The organism is Pseudomonas sp. GW823-FHT06E10, assembly GCF_058794995.1.
Genome location: NZ_JBXAHJ010000004.1, coordinates 1 through 17,109, shown reverse-complemented (window position 1 = coordinate 17,109; position 17,109 = coordinate 1). Strand labels below are relative to the sequence as shown.

The window sequence follows — 17,109 nt, the reverse complement described above, 5'->3', positions numbered from 1 at the left end:
CTTTTTTATGCCGCAGTTCTTTATCGACCGCCCGGTGTTCGCCTGGGTGGTTGCCCTGTTCATCCTGCTGGCCGGTGCGCTGGCCATTCCGCAATTGCCGGTGGCGCAATACCCCGATGTTGCACCGCCACAAATCGAAATCTACGCCGTGTACCCCGGCGCCTCGGCGCAAACCGTGGACGAGAGCGTGGTCAGCCTGATCGAGGAAGAGCTCAACGGCACCGATCACCTGTTGTATTTCGAATCCCAGAGCAGCCTGGGCAGCGCCACCATCAAGGCCACCTTCCAGCCGGGCACTAACCCGGAACTGGCTCAGGTGGATGTGCAGAACCGCCTGAAAGCCGTGGAGTCTCGCCTGCCACAAGCGGTCATCCAGCAAGGTTTGCAGGTGGAGAAAGTCTCATCCGGCTTCCTGCTGCTGATCACCCTGACCTCCAGCGACGGCAAGCTCGACGACGTGGCGCTCAGCGATTACCTGGCGCGCAACGTGATGAACGAGGTCAAGCGTCTGGACGGCGTCGGCAAGGCGCAACTGTACGGCGCCGAACGGGCGATGCGGATCTGGATCGACCCGCAGAAGCTGCTCGCCTTCAACCTGACGCCGGCGGACGTCAACACCGCCATCGTCGCGCAAAACGCCCAGGTGTCGGCCGGCAGCATCGGTGACCTGCCAACCCGCACCACCCAGGAAATCACCGCGACCATTCTGGTCAAGGGCCAGTTGTCGACCCCCGAAGAGTTTGCCGACATCGTCCTCAAGGCCAACCCGGACGGCTCGACCGTGCGTATCAGTGATGTGGCGCGGGTCGAGATCGGTAGCCAGGAATACCAGTTTTCCACGCGCCTGAACGGCAAACCGTCCACCGCCGTCGCCGTGCAACTGTCGCCCGGCGCCAACGCCCTGAACACCGCAACCCTGGTGCGGGCGAAGATGGACGAACTCAAGCGCTATTTCCCGGCGAACGTCGAGTACTCGATACCGTACGACACCTCACCCTTCGTCAAGGTCTCGATCACCAAAGTGGTCTACACCCTCTTCGAGGCGATGCTGCTGGTGTTCGCGGTAATGTTCCTGTTCCTGCAGAACATCCGCTACACGCTGATTCCGACGCTGGTGGTGCCGGTGGCGCTGATGGGCACCTTTGCGACAATGCTGGCGCTCGGATTTTCGATCAACGTACTGACCATGTTCGGCATGGTGCTGGCCATCGGCATTCTGGTGGACGACGCCATCGTGGTGGTGGAAAACGTCGAGCGCATCATGGCCACCGAGGGCTTGTCGCCCAAGGAAGCCACGCGCAAGGCCATGCAGCAGATCACCGGGGCCATCATCGGCATCACTCTGGTGCTGGTCGCGGTGTTCATTCCGATGGCCTTCATGCAGGGTTCGGTCGGGGTGATTTACCAGCAGTTCTCGCTGTCGATGGCCACCTCTATCCTGTTCTCGGCCTTCCTCGCCCTGACCTTGACCCCGGCCCTGTGCGCGACACTGCTCAAGCCGATTGCCAAAGGCGAGCACCACGAAAAGACCGGGTTCTTCGGCTGGTTCAACCGTCGCTTCGAACAACTGACGGAGCGCTATCAGGGCTGGGTCGCCTATGCGTTGAAACGTACCGGGCGCTACCTGCTGATCTACGGCGTGCTGCTGATCGGCCTGGGCTTGGCCTTCAGTCGCTTGCCCTCCTCGTTCCTGCCGGTGGAAGACCAGGGTTACACCATCACCGACATCCAGTTGCCACCGGGTGCGAGCAAGAATCGCACGGTGCAGGTGGCCGAGCAGGTTGAAGCGCACAACGCCGGGGAACCGGGCATTCGGGACAGCGTGGTGATTCTCGGATTCAGCTTCTCTGGCAGCGGACAGAATGCGGCGCTGGCGTTCAGCACGCTCAAAGACTGGTCCGAGCGAGGCAGCGACGACTCGGCGGCTTCGATTGCCGACCGGGCCAACGTCGCCCTCAGCCAGATCAAGGACGCGGTGACGTTTGCCGTACTGCCGCCGCCGGTGGATGGCCTGGGTACGTCCAGCGGATTCGAGTTCCGCCTGCAGGATCGCGGGGGTCTCGGCCATGAGAAGTTGATGCAAGCGCGCACCGAGTTACTCGCGGCAGCCGAAAAAAGCCCGATCCTGATGAACGTGCGCGAAAGTGCCCTGGCCGAGGCACCGCAGGTGCAACTGGTCGTCGACCGCAAGCAGGCCAACGCACTGGGGGTGTCATTTGCCGACGTCGGCAATGTGCTGTCCACGGCCGTGGGCTCAGCCTATATCAACGACTTCCCCAATCAGGGGCGGATGCAGCGCGTCGTGGTGCAGGCCGAGGGCGACCAGCGCAGTCAGGTGGAAGACCTGCTGAAGATTCACGTGCGCAACACCCACGAAAAAATGGTGCCTTTGTCAGCCTTCGTACAGGCCAGGTGGACTCAGGGCCCGGCGCAGTTGACCCGCTACAACGGCTACCCGGCGATCAGCATTTCCGGTGAACCGACCCCGGGGCACAGCACCGGCGAGGCCATGGCCGAGATCGAGCGGCTGGTGGCGCAAGGCCCGGCGGGCCTGGGCCAGGAATGGACCGGGTTGTCGTTGCAGGAACGGTTGTCCGGCAGCCAGGCGCCGATCCTGCTGGGGCTGTCGCTGTTGATCGTGTTCCTGTGCCTGGCGGCGTTGTACGAGAGCTGGTCGATCCCCACCTCGGTGCTGCTGGTGGTGCCGCTGGGCGTACTCGGCGCGGTGCTGGCCGTGACCTTGCGCGGGATGCCCAACGACGTGTTCTTCAAGGTCGGGCTGATCACCATCATCGGCCTGTCGGCGAAGAACGCGATCCTGATCATCGAGTTCGCCAAGAGCCTGTACGACGACGGCCACGACCTGATCGACGCGACCCTGCAAGCAGCACGCCTGCGGTTGCGGCCGATTGTCATGACCTCCCTGGCGTTCATCCTTGGCGTAGTGCCTCTGGCGATCGCCACCGGCGCCAGTTCAGCGAGCCAGCAGGCCATCGGCACCGGGGTGATCGGCGGGATGATCACCGCGACGCTGGCCGTGGTGTTCGTGCCGGTGTTTTTTGTGGTGGTGATGAAGCTGGTGCGCAAGCGCCATAAAAACATCTAACCAACACCACAGCCCCACACCTGTAGGAGCGAGCTCGCTCGCGATGGTCGTCAACGATAACGCTGGGAACCTGACACCCAGAGGCATTCTTGAGTTCATCGCGAGCAAGCTCGCTCCTACAAAGCTCCTGCGCTATGGTGCACTGACGCCCTGCCATAGTGAGCCTCCATGCCTTTCCTCACCCGCACCCACCCTCGCCTGTCCGCTGCCGCCACACTTGGCATCGCGGTGGGCATTCTGGCTCCGGCCGATTCGGTCATCGGCAAAATACTCATCGGCTGGAATGCCGGGGTCTGGACTTACCTGATCCTGATGTCCTGGCTCGTCGTGCGTTCGAAAGCGACTGATGTGAAACGCATTGCCGAAATCGAGGACGAGAACGCCGGGCTGGTGCTGTTCGTGGTGTGCATTGCGGCAATTGCCAGCCTGGCAGCCATCACCCTCGAACTGGCCGGCGGCAAAGACCTGGAAACCACCCGCAAACTGCTGCACTACGGCTTCACCGCTTTGACGGTGATCGGTTCGTGGCTGCTGATCGGGGTGATTTTCAGCGTGCACTACGCGCGCCTGTTTTACACCTGGGAAGGCAAGGAGCCGGCGTTGCGTTTTGCTGAAGGCCTGACAACGCCCAACTATTGGGACTTCCTGTACTTCTCGTTCACCGTCGGCGTGGCGGTGCAGACCTCGGATGTCGGCGTGGCCACTCGTGACTTGCGCAAGATCGTGCTGGCGCAGTCGTTGATCGGTTTTCTGTTCAACACGGCCATTCTCGGGTTTTCGATCAATATTGCCGCCGGGCTGTTCAACTGAACGCTGCACAAACGTTCTAGTCATCGCCCTCGGAGCGGACGTTAAATGGGGCGGTGTGGCGCTGTTGCTGCTGGGTTCGGCATGGTTGAGCGTGTTGGCCTGACGGCCACTTCTCGGTCGTTGTTCGACAATCCATCATTCGGGGCTTGACGGCGAATTGGCTTTTGGTGTCTTCTGAAACCGGTTTCAGGTGGATCACACGAACCACTCGACCCTATAAATCCAATAAGAAGGTTTCAGACCGTGAACGACTTTTCCGCCGCCCAGCGCAGCCGCGTGACCATGCTCGACGTGGCCGAACACGCCAAGGTCTCCAAGGCCAGCGTTTCGCGGTTCATCGGCGAAGACCGTGCCCTGCTCTCCGATGCCATTGCCCAGCGCATCGAACAGTCCATTGCCGAACTGGGTTATCGCCCGAACCAGATGGCCCGTGGCCTGAAACGCGGGCGCACCCGCCTGATCGGCATGCTGGTGGCCGATATCCGCAACCCATATTCGATTGCCGTGATGCACGGGGTGGAAACCGCCTGCCGTCAGCACGGCTACAGCCTGGTGGTGTGCAACACCGATCGCGACGACGAGCAGGAACGCCAGCACCTGGCCCTGCTGCGCTCGTACAACATCGAAGGCCTGATCGTGAACACCCTCGGCCATCACCGTGACGAGTTGCATGAACTGCACCGGGAAATGCCTCTGGTGTTGGTGGACCGCAAAGTCGAGCATCTTGAGAGTGACATGGTCGGCCTGGATAACCCGGCGGCTGTAGAGATGGCCCTTGCCCACCTTGAAGAACGCGGCTATCGCGACGTGCTGTTGGTGACAGAGCCGTTTGACGGCACCAGTTCGCGGATCGAGCGGGTCAGCAGTTTCAAGGCGCAAATTGCCCAACGCCCGGCCCTGCGCGGCACGATGATTGAGACCGGCTGCGAACTGACTGCGCACCTGAAAAATTTCCTCGCCACTCCAGGCCCCGGTCCGAAAGCGCTGTTTTGCGCGAACGGGATCGCGGCGCTGGCCAGCACCCATGCCTTGCGTGAGCTCAAGTGCAATCTGTTTGAAGAAGTGGGGCTGATAGCCCTCGACGATCTGGATTGGTACCCGTTGGTGGGCAGTGGCATCACCGCTTTGGCCCAGCCGACCACCGAGATTGGCGCGAGTGCGTTCGAGTGTTTGCTCAAGCGGTTGCGGGGGGATGACGGGGCGTTGCGGACGCTGGATTTTTCGCCGCAGTTGGTTGTGCGGGGGTCGACCCTTGGCGTTTTCAGATGACTGGACTGGCCCCATCGCGAGCAAGCTCGCTCCCACAGGAATCACAACATTGATGTACGACACAAAACACTGTGGGAGCGGGCTTGCCCGCGATGAGGCCCGAAAGAACAACACATCACTCACTGATATTTTTTTGAACAAAAATGAAACCGGTTTCAGAGGTAGAAAAACAATGAATAAACCAGCCGTTTCCATCAGCCTCTCCAGCTACGGCGCCGATCTGGTGCGCCAGCGCGGCCAGGGCAGTTTCATCGCAGTACTGGCTGCCGCCGGGGCCACGCGCATCGAATGGCGCGAAGAGCTGCTGACCTTTGAGAACCCCGAGCACCTGGCCGACGCGACTCAGGCCGAGGGCCTGGAAAGCGTGTACTCATCACCGATGGAACTGTGGCTGGCCGGTCAATCCAGACCCAATCCCGAATTGCTGACAGCACTGCAACGCGCCCAAATGTTCGGCGCCAAATGGCTGAAAGTATCGCTGGGTTACTTCACCGACAACAGCGACCTGCAACGCCTCGCCCGCATGCTCGGCGAAAGTGCGGTGCAATTGCTGGTGGAGAACGACCAGACCCAGCACGGTGGCCGCATCGAACCGTTCCAGCGTTTCTTCAATGAAGTCGAGCAACACAACCTGCCGATCAAAATGACCTTCGATATCGGCAACTGGCAGTGGCAGGACCAGTCCGCCGCCAGCGCCGCGCGGTTGCTCGGACGGCACGTCGGTTATGTGCACTGTAAAGCGGTGACGCGCCGTGCCGACGGCAAACTGGTTGCCATCCCACCCGCCGCCAGCGACTTGCAACAGTGGGAACACCTGCTGCGGCACATGGACCAAGGCGTTATGCGAGCCGCGGAATATCCGCTGCAAGGCGAAGACCTGGTGCAGCTGACAACCGAGCATGTCGCCGCCCTCGCCCACCTCGGCCAATTGTCGCTGGAGAATGCTCATGTCTGAGATCGATATCCTCTCGTTCGGCGAAACCATGGCGATGTTCGTTGCCGAGCAGACCGGCGACCTGGCCAGCGTCAACGCGTTCCACAAACGCATTGCCGGCGCCGACAGCAACGTCGCCATTGGCCTGTCGCGCCTGGGTTTCAACGTGGCATGGCTGAGCCGCGTCGGCGCCGATTCCCTGGGCCGATTCGTGATCGACAGCCTGGAAAAGGAAGGCCTGGATTGCCGCCACGTCGACATCGACCCCGCGCACCCCACCGGTTTCCAACTCAAGTCGCGCACCGACGATGGCAGCGATCCCGTCGTCGAGTACTTTCGCCGTGGCTCGGCGGCCAGTCACTTGTCGTCGCATTCGATCGTGCCCGACTTGCTCAAGGCCCGGCATCTGCACGCCACCGGCATTCCTGCGGCGTTATCGGAAACGGCACGGCAGATGTCCTTCGAATTGATGACCCGCATGCGCGATGCCGGGCGCAGCGTGTCGTTCGACCCCAACCTGCGCCCGAGCCTGTGGGCCAGCGAGCGACTGATGATCACCGAGATCAACAGCCTCGCCGCCCTCGCTCATTGGGTGTTGCCAGGGCTGAGCGAAGGTCGCCTGCTCACCGGCTTCGAAGACCCGGCCGACATCGCCGCGTTCTACCTCGACCAGGGCGCCGAAGCCGTGGCAATCAAGCTCGGCCCCCACGGTGCTTATTTCCGCACGCATCTTGATCAAGGTTTCGTCGCCGGTGTGCCGGTGCAAACGGTGGTCGACACCGTGGGTGCCGGCGATGGATTTGCCGTCGGCATGATCAGCGCACTCCTGGAAAACCACAGCTTTGCCGACGCCGTGCGGCGGGCCAACTGGATTGGCAGCCGTGCGGTGCAGAGTCGGGGGGATATGGAGGGGTTGCCGACTCGATCCGAAATGGTCAGCGAATTTGAGGCCGCCATCGCGAGCAAGCTCGCTCCCACACTGGATCGTATTCCAATGTAATTCCCCTGTGGGAGCGAGCTTGCTCGCGACGAGGCCAATACAGGCACTGAAGAACAAACCGTTACCTGCTGCGACAAAAACAACAAGCTCAGGAGCATCACCCATGAAAACCGCAACGCTCGCCACCCGCCGCTGGTGGTACATCATGCCCATCGTGTTCATCACCTATAGCCTGGCGTACCTCGATCGCGCCAACTACGGTTTTGCCGCCGCCTCCGGGATGGCCGCCGACCTGATGATCACACCAGGCCTGTCGTCGATGCTCGGCGCGCTGTTCTTCCTCGGTTACTTTTTCTTCCAGGTACCCGGCGCGATCTACGCCCAGAAACACAGCGTGAAGAAACTGATTTTCGTCAGCCTGATCCTCTGGGGCAGCCTGGCGACGTTGACCGGGATCGTCTCCAACGCCTACTGGCTGATCGTCATCCGCTTCATGCTCGGCGTGGTCGAAGCCGCGGTGATGCCGGCGATGCTGATCTACCTGTGCCACTGGTTCACCCGTGCCGAACGCTCGCGGGCCAACACCTTCCTGATCCTCGGCAACCCGGTGACCATGCTGTGGATGTCGGTGGTCTCGGGGTATCTGGTGCAGCATTACAGCTGGCGCTGGATGTTCATTGTCGAAGGTTTGCCGGCAGTGCTCTGGGCCTTCATCTGGTGGCGTCTGGCCGATGATCGTCCGTCCCAGGCCAAGTGGCTCAACGATCAGGAAAAACAGGATTTGGAAAGCGCACTGGCGGCCGAACAGGAAGGCATCAAAGCAGTGAAAAACTACGCCGAAGCATTTCGCTCACCCAAAGTGATCATCCTCGCGCTGCAGTTTTTCTGCTGGAGCATCGGTGTCTACGGTTTCGTATTGTGGCTACCGTCGATCCTCAAGGCGGGTGCGCAGATGGACATGGTCGAGGCCGGCTGGCTGTCGGCGCTGCCTTATCTGGCGGCGGTGATCGGCATGCTGCTGGTGTCCTGGGGTTCGGACAAACTGCAAAAGCGCGAACGCTTCGTCTGGCCGCCGCTGCTGATTGCCTCGATTGCTTTCTACGGTTCCTACGCGCTGGGCGCCGAACACTTCTGGTGGTCGTACGCCCTGCTGGTGATTGCCGGTGCCTGCATGTATGCGCCGTACGGTCCGTTCTTCGCGATCATCCCGGAAATCCTTCCGGCCAACGTCGCGGGCGGTGCCATGGCGCTGATCAACAGCATGGGCGCGCTCGGTTCGTTTGGCGGCTCTTATCTGGTCGGTTACCTGAACAGCTCCACCGGTTCGCCCGGTGCATCCTATCTGTTGATGAGCGGTGCGCTGATGCTTTCGGTGGTGCTCACGGTGTTCCTCAAGCCCGGCGCCAGCGACCGGGAGCGGCCCACGGTAGCGCGCCCCCTCACGGCTCATTCCTGAATTGAAGTTGAGATCACGAAGATGAAAAAGCAGGTCGTCCTGTACAAGAAACTCTCGCCGCTGCTCATGGCTCGTCTGCATGAGCACACCGATGTGACGCTGATCGACAGCCTCGATGCCGAAGGTCTCGGCAAACTGCGCGACGCCCTGCCCCATGCCCACGGTCTGCTCGGTGCCAGCCTGAAACTCGATGCCGAACTGCTGGACCTGGCGCCCAACCTTGAAGCCATCGCCAGCGTTTCGGTGGGCGTCGACAACTACGACATCGATTACCTTACCGAGCGGCGCATCCTGCTCAGCAACACGCCGGACGTGCTCACCGAAACCACCGCCGACACCGGTTTCGCATTGATCCTGGCCACTGCGCGGCGCGTGGTGGAATTGGCGAACATGGTTCGCGACGGCCAGTGGACCCGCAACATCGGCCCCGCACATTTCGGCAGTGACGTACACGGCAAGACCCTGGGCATCATTGGCATGGGCCGCATCGGCGAGGCCCTGGCCCAGCGCGGGCATTTCGGCTTCGGCATGCCGGTGATCTATCACAGTAACTCGCCGAAACCGGCGGTCGAAAAACGCTTCAATGCCCAGTACCGCAGCCTCAACGACCTGCTGCAGCAGGCGGATTTTGTCTGCCTGACGCTGCCGTTGACCGCCGCAACCGAAGGGCTGATCGGGGCACGGCAGTTCGCGCTGATGCGCCCGGAAACCATCTTCATCAATATTTCCCGAGGAAAAGTCGTGGATGAAACGGCGCTGATCCGGGCACTGAGCGAACGACAGATTCGCGCCGCCGGGCTGGATGTGTTCGAGCGCGAGCCGCTAAGTCATGACTCGCCGTTGCTGCAACTGGACAATGTGGTGGCGACTCCGCACATGGGCTCGGCCACCCACGAGACACGGGAAGCCATGGCCCGCTGTGCGGTGGACAACCTGCTGGCGGCGCTGAGCGGGCAGCGGCCGGTGAATCTGGTGAATGCCGCTGCCTGGAAAGTCGGGCCTGATCGCGCGAAGTCAGGATGACGTAGCGGCCGCCGCGCCGTCAGTGAACGTCTTCCTTACCGACAGGGAACGGTTTCCAGCGGCATCTTTGGCCCTTACCTCAAAAACGTCCGAGCTCCCCACGCCTGAAACCGGGTAACTGGTACCGCTCACCGAAATCCAGCTACCCGAGTTGCGACGCACCTCGTAGCCGGTAACCGCGACATTGTCCTGCGATGCGCTCCAGCTCAATAGTGCGTTACCAGGTGTCGAAGGCGTCAGCTTGAGGGCCGTCACGCGAATCGGCGGGACCAGGTCATGGGTCACCACGTTGATCACGGCTGACATAGCCGGTACGGGGCCTTCGGGCCGACGGGGCTGAACGGTGAACCGATACTCCCGTTCGGGTATCAACCCCGTGGCGATGTGTTCACGGGTGCTGGTGCGAACGACCGGCCGCCCCGGGCAGGTGACTTCATAGTCGATCAGATAAGAGGCGTCCTGGGGCGCGTCCCAAGTCAACCTCGCTTCGTTGAACGTCCTGCCCGGATTACTCAGGTTTCTGGGTTGTGTCCGGTCCGGGCCGATGGTGACGGTTGCGTATGAGGGTGATGAATATCCTGTCTCGTTGAAGGCTCGCACTTCGATGAAATAGGTCACATCGGGAGACAGGTATCTCAACAGCCAGGTCAGGTGCTCGGTTTCATATCGGGCAATGACTTGCGGGTGTTGACTGAGCAAACCATAGGCTACCTCGTACCCTGGCTGATTGATCGTGGCCCAACTGACGCGCACGGTGTCAAAGGTGTCCAGCACAACCAACGGGCCTGGCTTGGGGGGCAACGGTGGGCCGTCCAGCGTTCGTTGAGTGATGCGCGACGGGGGAGATTCGCCGTTGGCATTGCGAGCGCTGACTTCGACGAAATAAAGGGTATTTTTGTTGAGGTTAGCCAGCGTCTCGCGCAGAAGTCGCGTGGTCAGTGGATAGACTGTCCCGCCGGGTTCGACACCGTAACGGATGACATAATCGACGGCGCCGGTGACGGCGGACCATTGAACCTCCAGCGTCGAGATTGTCGCCGTCGCCCGCAAACCAGCGGGCGCCCCGGGCACTTGCAAGGTCTGCCGGGTGATCCGCGTCGGTGGCGAATCGCCGACGTTATTGGACGAGCGCACATCGAAGTAATAGTTGGTACCGGCGCTCAGGCCACTGACCGTGTGAGCCGCCGCCACCGATGTCGTGGAGCCGATCACCGCGCCACTGGGGGCAAGTCCATAGCTGATCTTGTAGCTTGACGCATCGGCGGGGCCGGACCAGGTCAGGGCCATGGTGTTTTTGGTGGGGGTGGCACTGAGGTTGGTCGGGCTTGCCGGCACAGAGGCTGCGGGATGAGTTCTGGCCTGGGCGTCCTTGCTGACTGGCGATACCTCACTCCCCTTGAGCCCGAAGACCTGGATGAGGTATTGCGTGTTCGGGTTGAGCCCGCTGATGTTATAGCTCAAACCACTGATGGGAACATCGAACTCGCCCACCATGGCGCCGCCGACCACTGCCCACCTCACCCGCGAACCGGTATGCCCGCCGCCAGCCAGGTATCCCCATGTAACGCGAATGGCCGACGTCGACTGGGCGGACGCGGTGATGGTAATCGGCGGCGCCACGTTCGCCGCCTCAGGCAAGGTCTGTTTATTGATCCGCGTCGGTGGCGAATCGCCGACGTTATTGGACGAGTACACATCGAAGTAATAGTTGGTGCCGGCGCTCAGGCCACTGACCGTGTGAGCCGCCGCCACCGATGTCGTGGAGCCGATCACCGCGCCACTGGGGGCAAGTCCGTAGCTGATCTTGTAGCTCGACGCATCGGCGGGGCCGGACCAGGTCAGGGCCATGGTGTTTTTGGCGGGTGTGGCACTGAGGTTGGTCGGGCTTGCCGGAACAGAGGCTGTGGGATGGGTTTTGGCCTGGGCGTCCTTGCTGACCGGCGATACCTCGCTCCCCTTGAGCCCGTAGACCTGGATGAGGTATTGCGTGTTCGGATTGAGCCCGCTGATGATATAGGTCAAGGAATTGATAGGAACATCGAACTCGCCGACGGTGGAGCCGCCGACCACTCCCCACTTCACCCGCGAACCGGTATGCCCGCCACCGGCCATGTACCCCCAGATCACGCGTATGGTCGACGACGACTGGGCGGACGCGGTAATGGAGATTGGCGGCACTACGTAAGCGCTATCGGTCAAGGGTGGTTCGTATTCATGCCCGCTCATCCAGAAGCCTCCAGCAACGGTTTGTCTGTTTCCATTTAAATACCGTTTGTGGGTGCACCACCACTGACAGAACTGATAGTGGCGGTCAGTTGATTTCTATGCTTGCCACGGCCGGAGAGTGTCGAAATCCGGATCGCCGATGGACAACAACAGGACATCGACGCCCTGCTCGCGCAATTGCAGCGACGAACGGGCATATCGGTGCCGATCGAAAACCACCCCTTGCATCGGCATCTATCCGGTGAAAATCTGCGTGGTGAGTCGACTCCGCTCAATACACAAAACCGCGTCTAATCAAAAAATTAACGCGCATTTCTCGGGACGTCATCACTCGAAGATCCCTCCTACAACCACTGGAGTCTTCGGCTGACAGCCTTTTCCATAACGCCTGATTAAAGTCCCTCACCTGTAATTTCTGACAGGTTCCAAGTCGGAGGATTCGCGCTATAAAAAGACCTCACCTACAGCCCTGTACCGGGCTTTGTAGGACGGCCGAGCGAACCATGCCTTTATGAAGTAGGACGATTCTGCCGCGCCCACGCCGTCAATGATGATGAATGGGAGATCCAAAATGCATCAGTCCGCTACCCCCTCAGTTCGCTCATCGATAACCCCGCTCACTCAGCTCGATCAGGAGGTCGCTCAACCGAAGAAAATCAAGCTCACCCCCCGGGAAAAAGAAGTCCTGATGTGGATCGCAGCGGGCAAATCGTCCTGGGAAATCGCGCAGATCATCAGTTGTACCGAGTCTGGTGTGAACTACCACTTTTGCAACATTCGCCGAAAATTCGACGTGAGCTCACGCTGGGTCGCCCTGGTCAAGGCGCTGGAACAAGGCTTGATCCGAATGCCTTGAACTTGCTGCTCTCATCAAGGGTCCGCGTGTCGTCGACCCTGTTGAGACATTTCATGAACCCGGAATACAAGCCTCAATTCTTGCCGTCTACGCCCGCCCGCCAAAGTGCCTGTGACGATACGTCCGTATCGTACGGGCACCGAACCGACTCCCAGCAACGCATCATTCTCGCCGATGACCATCCCGTGGTATTGGGGGGCGCGAAAATTGCCCTGTGCTCGCCACCTGGCTCGATGTTTTCGGTGGTCGCCCTGGCACACAACGCCGATGAACTGATCAACCATCTGGAGCACACACCCTGTGACCTGGTGATCAGCGATTATTCGATGCCCTATGGGCGCTTTCCCGATGGCATGGCGTTGATGGGCTACCTCAAGCGCCACTTTGCCCACATCCCGTTGGTGGTGATGACTACCATGCGCAACCCTTCGCTGTTGCAGGCATTGTTGAACGCGGGCGTCAAAGGTCTGTTCGACAAGCGCAGCCCGATGAAGGAATTGAAACGGGCGGCACAGCGGGTGATCGGGGGGCGAAGCTACCTCTGCCCGACTTTCGCCAGCGCTCTGCAGGCCCAGACCCTGGTCGAGTCTCAAAGCGGTACGGCAGCGGTGAGTCTTTCCGAGCGTGAACTGGAGGTGGTGCGGCTGTTCGTCCAGGGCTTGTCCGGCCGGCAGATCGCGGCGCTGCTTAACCGCAGCGAAAAAACCATCAGCCGACAGAAACGCACCGCCATGGACAAGTTGGGACTTGACCATGACGGTGGGTTGGTGGAGTTTGCGCGGGTGAGTGGGTTGATGTGTTGAAGCCCTGCGAAGGTCATCAACCCATCCACGTCCCCCCCTACAAGTCACTAGATAGAGAGTCTTAAATAAATATAACTAAAGTTGATCCCTGAATCTGTCGCGCTCTTTTTTAACATCCATCCAATTACTCTTTGTCTTTGGCGCAGGCATACCTGTTGTGGGATCTATACCACCTCTATCCAAATATCTTTGCCTATCAAACAAACCCAGCTTATTGAATTCTTTGGTGGAGAGTGGCTTTGGCGGCTTCGGAGTAGGTATCGCTGGGCCAGGTTTAGTCGGTGCCACTGCTTGTCGCGATTGTTGAGGAGCATGACTCACGGCAGAAGTGGCACGACTTGGTCCCCGCATAGAGGGCACCGGTGCCGATGAGATACTGCTCCCCCCCCTGGAACCGGTTTGTTGAGCAATCGATGTCGTCGCCTCAAACGTGCTGGGTCCACTGCCGGTAGTTATCGTATAGCCCCTCAAAACTAATTCATCGCTAGCTTGCATTGTCGAGCTCGCTGCATTTGTTGCCTGGCCCGCAGTTCTTGACGCTCTCTGTATGACCGGGCCGGACGCTCTTGCCGCTCCCTGGCCTGCGGCCTGGCCCGCCTCGTCGAAACCGCTAAACATCAAAAGCGTGAATAGTTTTAACTTAAAATGCCCCGTCGGATCCGTATAACCAATCGGATTCCCCGACACATACGCATACCCATTCATCCCCCCTTCCCCGAACGGGCTCCAACTGTCCGGACTGTGAAACCGCATCAATGTCGGGTTGAATGCCCGATACCCTTTCCCCAGCAAATACCGGCCATCGCGCACTTCACGCTGTTCACCGTTGTACCCCAGCGCCCCTTCCCCACCGACCGAATAACCATAGGGCGTATAAGCCAGGTCCAGACGTTCACCGTGGCCGAGTTCATGCAGCACGCTGTTCTTGTCATCAGCGGCCAGCAGCAGGGACTTTGGGCTGGCACCTTCCTGGTGCTCGGCGAGCACGACACCTTCTGCTCGCACGAAGGTGCTGCTGTCCGCGCCTTTTACCAGATTGACCAAATCACCATTCTGGTAAAAACGCCGTTCGTTGCCGCTGTCGGAACCGCTGCCGCTGAGGATGTCGAGCGCGTCGTATTGATAATCACCGGGGGACTCACCGGACAACGCACTGACGCTGATCAAGCGGCTCAGGCTGTCGTAACCCAATAGTCGCCCGGCTTCGTCATTCAACAAGTTGCCATTGGCGTCATAGTTGAAGTCGATCCTGGGCGGATAATCGGGATCGCCGGGGCGTGGTGGACTCAGTTCATTTTCCAGCGCGCTCAACTGACAAGGGTCTTCGTTGTTGTATTCGAAGTAAATCGAATGACGACCGCCATCGAAGGTGGTCTCCAGGTAGGTCAAATTGTCTTTTTCATCGAAACCGAACAGTTGGCCGATAATGGTTTTGCCGTACGGGTCCACCGGACACTCACTGCCCTCACAACGGTAATCCACCAGCCGCCCTCGTTCATCGTAGGCGTAGGTTTCATCGCGCAGCAGGTGACTGCCTTGCTGCAACGTGCGGTGGGTCAGGTGGTCAGCTTCGTCGTAGGTCTGGGCCAAGGTTTGGATGACACCCTGCCCAAAGTCGAATGTACGCAGTACTTCGCGTTCAAAATCGTCGTAGGCGATCGTGATTTCCAGGGCCTGATCGCCGTCGACCGTCCTGATCGACTTGACTCGCGCCAGATCATCATAGGTAAACGTTGAATGCGTGTTGCCCAAGCGGGTTTCGACCAACTGCGCGCGCGGATTGTAGGTGTACGTCTGGTGCTGTCCAAGCACATCGATGTAGTTCAGCAGACGCGCCTGGCGACTGTATTGGTAATGCATCACGTACGGCTCTTCATTGGCCGCCCCACGGCGCTCGCTTTTCAGCTCACCGGTACTGAAATACTCACGCTCGAGTACATGGGTAATGCCGTTCTCATCGACTTCCTGGGTTTTCCTCAAGCGCGCATTTTGCTGATCGTATGTAAAGACAGCGGTGCTCTCCACAGCGATGCGCTGTTCCGGGTCTTCGCCCAGTTCCGGCCGATAAACGTAATCTGTGGTGACGCCGCTGGGGCGCAGTACGCTTTTGGGCTGGCTTTGCCCTGGATCGAAGGTGTATTCGCTTCGCCGCCCGCCGGTGGTGGATGCCGTCATGCGATCCAGGCCATCGAACTCCTGGGTACCCAGTTCGATACCGGCGACACTGATGCGCCTCGGCAAGTCTTCGGTGCTATGGGGCGCATACTCACGCTCGACCTCGTAGTAGTCCGGCAACACGGTCTTGACCAAGCGATCGAACGCATCGTAGTCGTTGGCCGTCCGGTTCCCCATGGGGTCATGCTCTTCAGCGGTGCGACCAATACCGTCATAGCCATAAAGGTGTTCGCTGTAGGCCACGGCGCCGGGTGCGGTTGGGTCGACGCCCTTGGCATAACGCTTGATGCTGTCCGGCTTGTCGAAGAGATTATTGGCGGTGACGGTTTTGCCGGTGGCAGCCTTGCCCGCGACTTCCAGCCACCTGGTAGTGGTTTGATGGATGGGGTCGGTCACCTCATGTTCCTCGACACCATCGGCCCGTACCACACAGCGTTGCTCTCCCCAGTCGTCGTAGCGCAAAAGACTGGTCAACGGGACGTTCTTCGACCCTTCCCAGTCGATGACTGTCTCGCTGATCAACTGTTCACGGTTGTTGTATGTGGCTTCGTAGGTCAGGCGCGGTTCGTCGTTCGGGTTGAATCCGGGCGCGTCGGCGTCCTGCCGGGCCTCCTTGATCGGCCGGTTGAAGCCGTCCAGCCACGTGGTGGTGGTGACTCCCTTTACGTCGCAAGCGGTTTGCAGAGCCTGCTGCCCGGCAGCGTTGCTCAATGTGTAGGTGTAGGAACGGCTGGCTTCGTAAGCGGTATTGGGGGCCACGGTCTCCTTGGTCACCCGACTCAGCAAGTCGTATTTGTAGGCGATTTCGACATCGTTATCGTCACGATTGAGCAACGGCTCGCCGTTGTAGATGGAATGCATCAGCGTGAATCGCTTGCGCACCGGTTTCGTGGCGCTGTCATCAAACCCGACGATTTCGGTGTCGGTATGCAATACCGGTTCGTCGGTCCGGGCATACCGGGCCGTGCGATAGCTGTAATGGGTCGCAGTGACGTTGCCGTTGTGCTCCACCTCGTCCAGCCGTTTGCGGCCATGCTCGAATGGGTTGCCTGGATTATTGAAGTAGGCATACGTCGTTGTTGTCAGCTCCAGTTCGTTACCGGTCCGGATCTGCAACAGCGTTTCATTTTCGATCGCCAGCCACTTTTCCCTGTCGATCAGGCTCGGCAGCTCGCTGTAGGTGTAACGGGTCTGCAGGGTCGGCGCGTTGCCGTAGTCGGACTTCGCCGGGGTCACGGTGTTGCGCTTGAGGTTACGCACGAACCCTTGGGGGTCCGCCGGGCAGCCTTCCTCGCCTTCGGCCTTGTACCACTCGCTGGTTTCGGTGACGCCGTTGGCGTTGACCTGGGTCAGCAGGTTGCCGAAATTGTCATAGGTGGTGGACACGGTTTCCACGTGGCGCGGCGTCGTGGCGGCGACCCGGTGCCAGGTCTCGGTCACGGTTTTCGGCAACTGGCAATAAGGCGGCTGGTCCTTGAACTCCAGGTTCGGGACGAGGTGATATTCGGTGT

The 17,109-nt window shown here is 60.1% G+C and carries 12 protein-coding genes; 9 read left to right on the top strand and 3 right to left on the bottom strand.

The window, feature by feature from the left end; all coding sequences use genetic code 11:
- Positions 1 to 7: 7 nt before the first annotated feature.
- The 7 genes from AC1Q6Y_RS07930 to AC1Q6Y_RS07900 all read left to right on the top strand — a co-directional run bounded on the left by AC1Q6Y_RS07930 (position 8) and on the right by AC1Q6Y_RS07900 (position 9,538).
- The gene (locus AC1Q6Y_RS07930; RefSeq protein WP_218498137.1) at positions 8 to 3,106 is read left to right on the top strand and encodes a multidrug efflux RND transporter permease subunit; all 3,099 of its coding nucleotides are present in this window, start codon (positions 8 to 10) and stop codon (positions 3,104 to 3,106) included.
- Between the two features lie 168 nt (positions 3,107 to 3,274).
- Positions 3,275 to 3,916, top strand: a complete 642-nt coding sequence (locus tag AC1Q6Y_RS07925) for a DUF1345 domain-containing protein (protein ID WP_492624331.1) — start codon at positions 3,275 to 3,277, stop codon at positions 3,914 to 3,916.
- 243 nt (positions 3,917 to 4,159) lie between these two features.
- Positions 4,160 to 5,185 (top strand): LacI family DNA-binding transcriptional regulator, encoded by a 1,026-nt coding sequence (locus AC1Q6Y_RS07920; protein WP_492624330.1) that lies wholly within the window; start codon positions 4,160 to 4,162, stop codon positions 5,183 to 5,185.
- A gap of 172 nt (positions 5,186 to 5,357) precedes the next feature.
- Complete coding sequence (locus AC1Q6Y_RS07915; protein WP_492624329.1) at positions 5,358 to 6,140, top strand: sugar phosphate isomerase/epimerase family protein; 783 nt, start codon at positions 5,358 to 5,360, stop codon at positions 6,138 to 6,140.
- On the top strand, positions 6,133 to 7,119 hold the full coding sequence (locus AC1Q6Y_RS07910) for a sugar kinase (RefSeq protein ID WP_492588257.1): 987 nt from the start codon (positions 6,133 to 6,135) through the stop codon (positions 7,117 to 7,119). The genes AC1Q6Y_RS07915 and AC1Q6Y_RS07910 overlap by 8 nt, the downstream gene beginning before the upstream one ends.
- Positions 7,120 to 7,222: 103 nt before the next feature.
- Positions 7,223 to 8,515, top strand: a complete 1,293-nt coding sequence (locus AC1Q6Y_RS07905; protein WP_492624328.1) for an MFS transporter — start codon at positions 7,223 to 7,225, stop codon at positions 8,513 to 8,515.
- 21 nt (positions 8,516 to 8,536) lie between these two features.
- Positions 8,537 to 9,538: a 2-hydroxyacid dehydrogenase gene (locus AC1Q6Y_RS07900; RefSeq protein WP_492624327.1), complete on the top strand. Its 1,002-nt coding sequence runs from the start codon at positions 8,537 to 8,539 to the stop codon at positions 9,536 to 9,538.
- Here the strand turns inward: AC1Q6Y_RS07900 and AC1Q6Y_RS07895 are convergent.
- A complete protein-coding gene (locus AC1Q6Y_RS07895; protein WP_492624326.1) occupies positions 9,530 to 11,764 on the bottom strand; it encodes a fibronectin type III domain-containing protein in 2,235 nt (744 codons plus the stop codon). The genes AC1Q6Y_RS07900 and AC1Q6Y_RS07895 overlap by 9 nt on opposite strands.
- A gap of 96 nt (positions 11,765 to 11,860) precedes the next feature.
- Complete coding sequence (locus tag AC1Q6Y_RS07890) at positions 11,861 to 11,992, bottom strand: hypothetical protein (RefSeq protein ID WP_492624481.1); 132 nt, start codon at positions 11,990 to 11,992, stop codon at positions 11,861 to 11,863.
- A gap of 319 nt (positions 11,993 to 12,311) precedes the next feature.
- On the opposite strand from AC1Q6Y_RS07890, the gene AC1Q6Y_RS07885 reads away from it, so the two are divergent.
- Together AC1Q6Y_RS07885 and AC1Q6Y_RS07880 are read left to right on the top strand one after the other, a co-directional pair.
- Positions 12,312 to 12,620, top strand: a complete 309-nt coding sequence (locus tag AC1Q6Y_RS07885) for a helix-turn-helix transcriptional regulator (RefSeq protein WP_492624325.1) — start codon at positions 12,312 to 12,314, stop codon at positions 12,618 to 12,620.
- 53 nt (positions 12,621 to 12,673) lie between these two features.
- Positions 12,674 to 13,423, top strand: a complete 750-nt coding sequence (locus tag AC1Q6Y_RS07880) for a response regulator (protein WP_492624324.1) — start codon at positions 12,674 to 12,676, stop codon at positions 13,421 to 13,423.
- 75 nt (positions 13,424 to 13,498) lie between these two features.
- Here AC1Q6Y_RS07880 and AC1Q6Y_RS07875 read toward each other — a convergent pair whose 3' ends face one another.
- A complete protein-coding gene (locus AC1Q6Y_RS07875) occupies positions 13,499 to 17,038 on the bottom strand; it encodes an RHS repeat-associated core domain-containing protein (RefSeq protein ID WP_492624323.1) in 3,540 nt (1,179 codons plus the stop codon).
- Positions 17,039 to 17,109 lie beyond the last annotated feature (71 nt).

Coding starts and splice junctions, on each gene's coding strand:
- AC1Q6Y_RS07885 (WP_492624325.1), top strand. CDS start 12,312: ATGATGATGAATGGGAGATCCAAAATGCATCAGTCCGCTACCCCCTCA.
- AC1Q6Y_RS07880 (WP_492624324.1), top strand. CDS start 12,674: ATGAACCCGGAATACAAGCCTCAATTCTTGCCGTCTACGCCCGCCCGC.
- AC1Q6Y_RS07925 (WP_492624331.1), top strand. CDS start 3,275: ATGCCTTTCCTCACCCGCACCCACCCTCGCCTGTCCGCTGCCGCCACA.
- AC1Q6Y_RS07910 (WP_492588257.1), top strand. CDS start 6,133: ATGTCTGAGATCGATATCCTCTCGTTCGGCGAAACCATGGCGATGTTC.
- AC1Q6Y_RS07900 (WP_492624327.1), top strand. CDS start 8,537: ATGAAAAAGCAGGTCGTCCTGTACAAGAAACTCTCGCCGCTGCTCATG.
- AC1Q6Y_RS07915 (WP_492624329.1), top strand. CDS start 5,358: ATGAATAAACCAGCCGTTTCCATCAGCCTCTCCAGCTACGGCGCCGAT.
- AC1Q6Y_RS07930 (WP_218498137.1), top strand. CDS start 8: ATGCCGCAGTTCTTTATCGACCGCCCGGTGTTCGCCTGGGTGGTTGCC.
- AC1Q6Y_RS07890 (WP_492624481.1), bottom strand. CDS start 11,992: ATGCAAGGGGTGGTTTTCGATCGGCACCGATATGCCCGTTCGTCGCTG.
- AC1Q6Y_RS07895 (WP_492624326.1), bottom strand. CDS start 11,764: ATGAGCGGGCATGAATACGAACCACCCTTGACCGATAGCGCTTACGTA.
- AC1Q6Y_RS07905 (WP_492624328.1), top strand. CDS start 7,223: ATGAAAACCGCAACGCTCGCCACCCGCCGCTGGTGGTACATCATGCCC.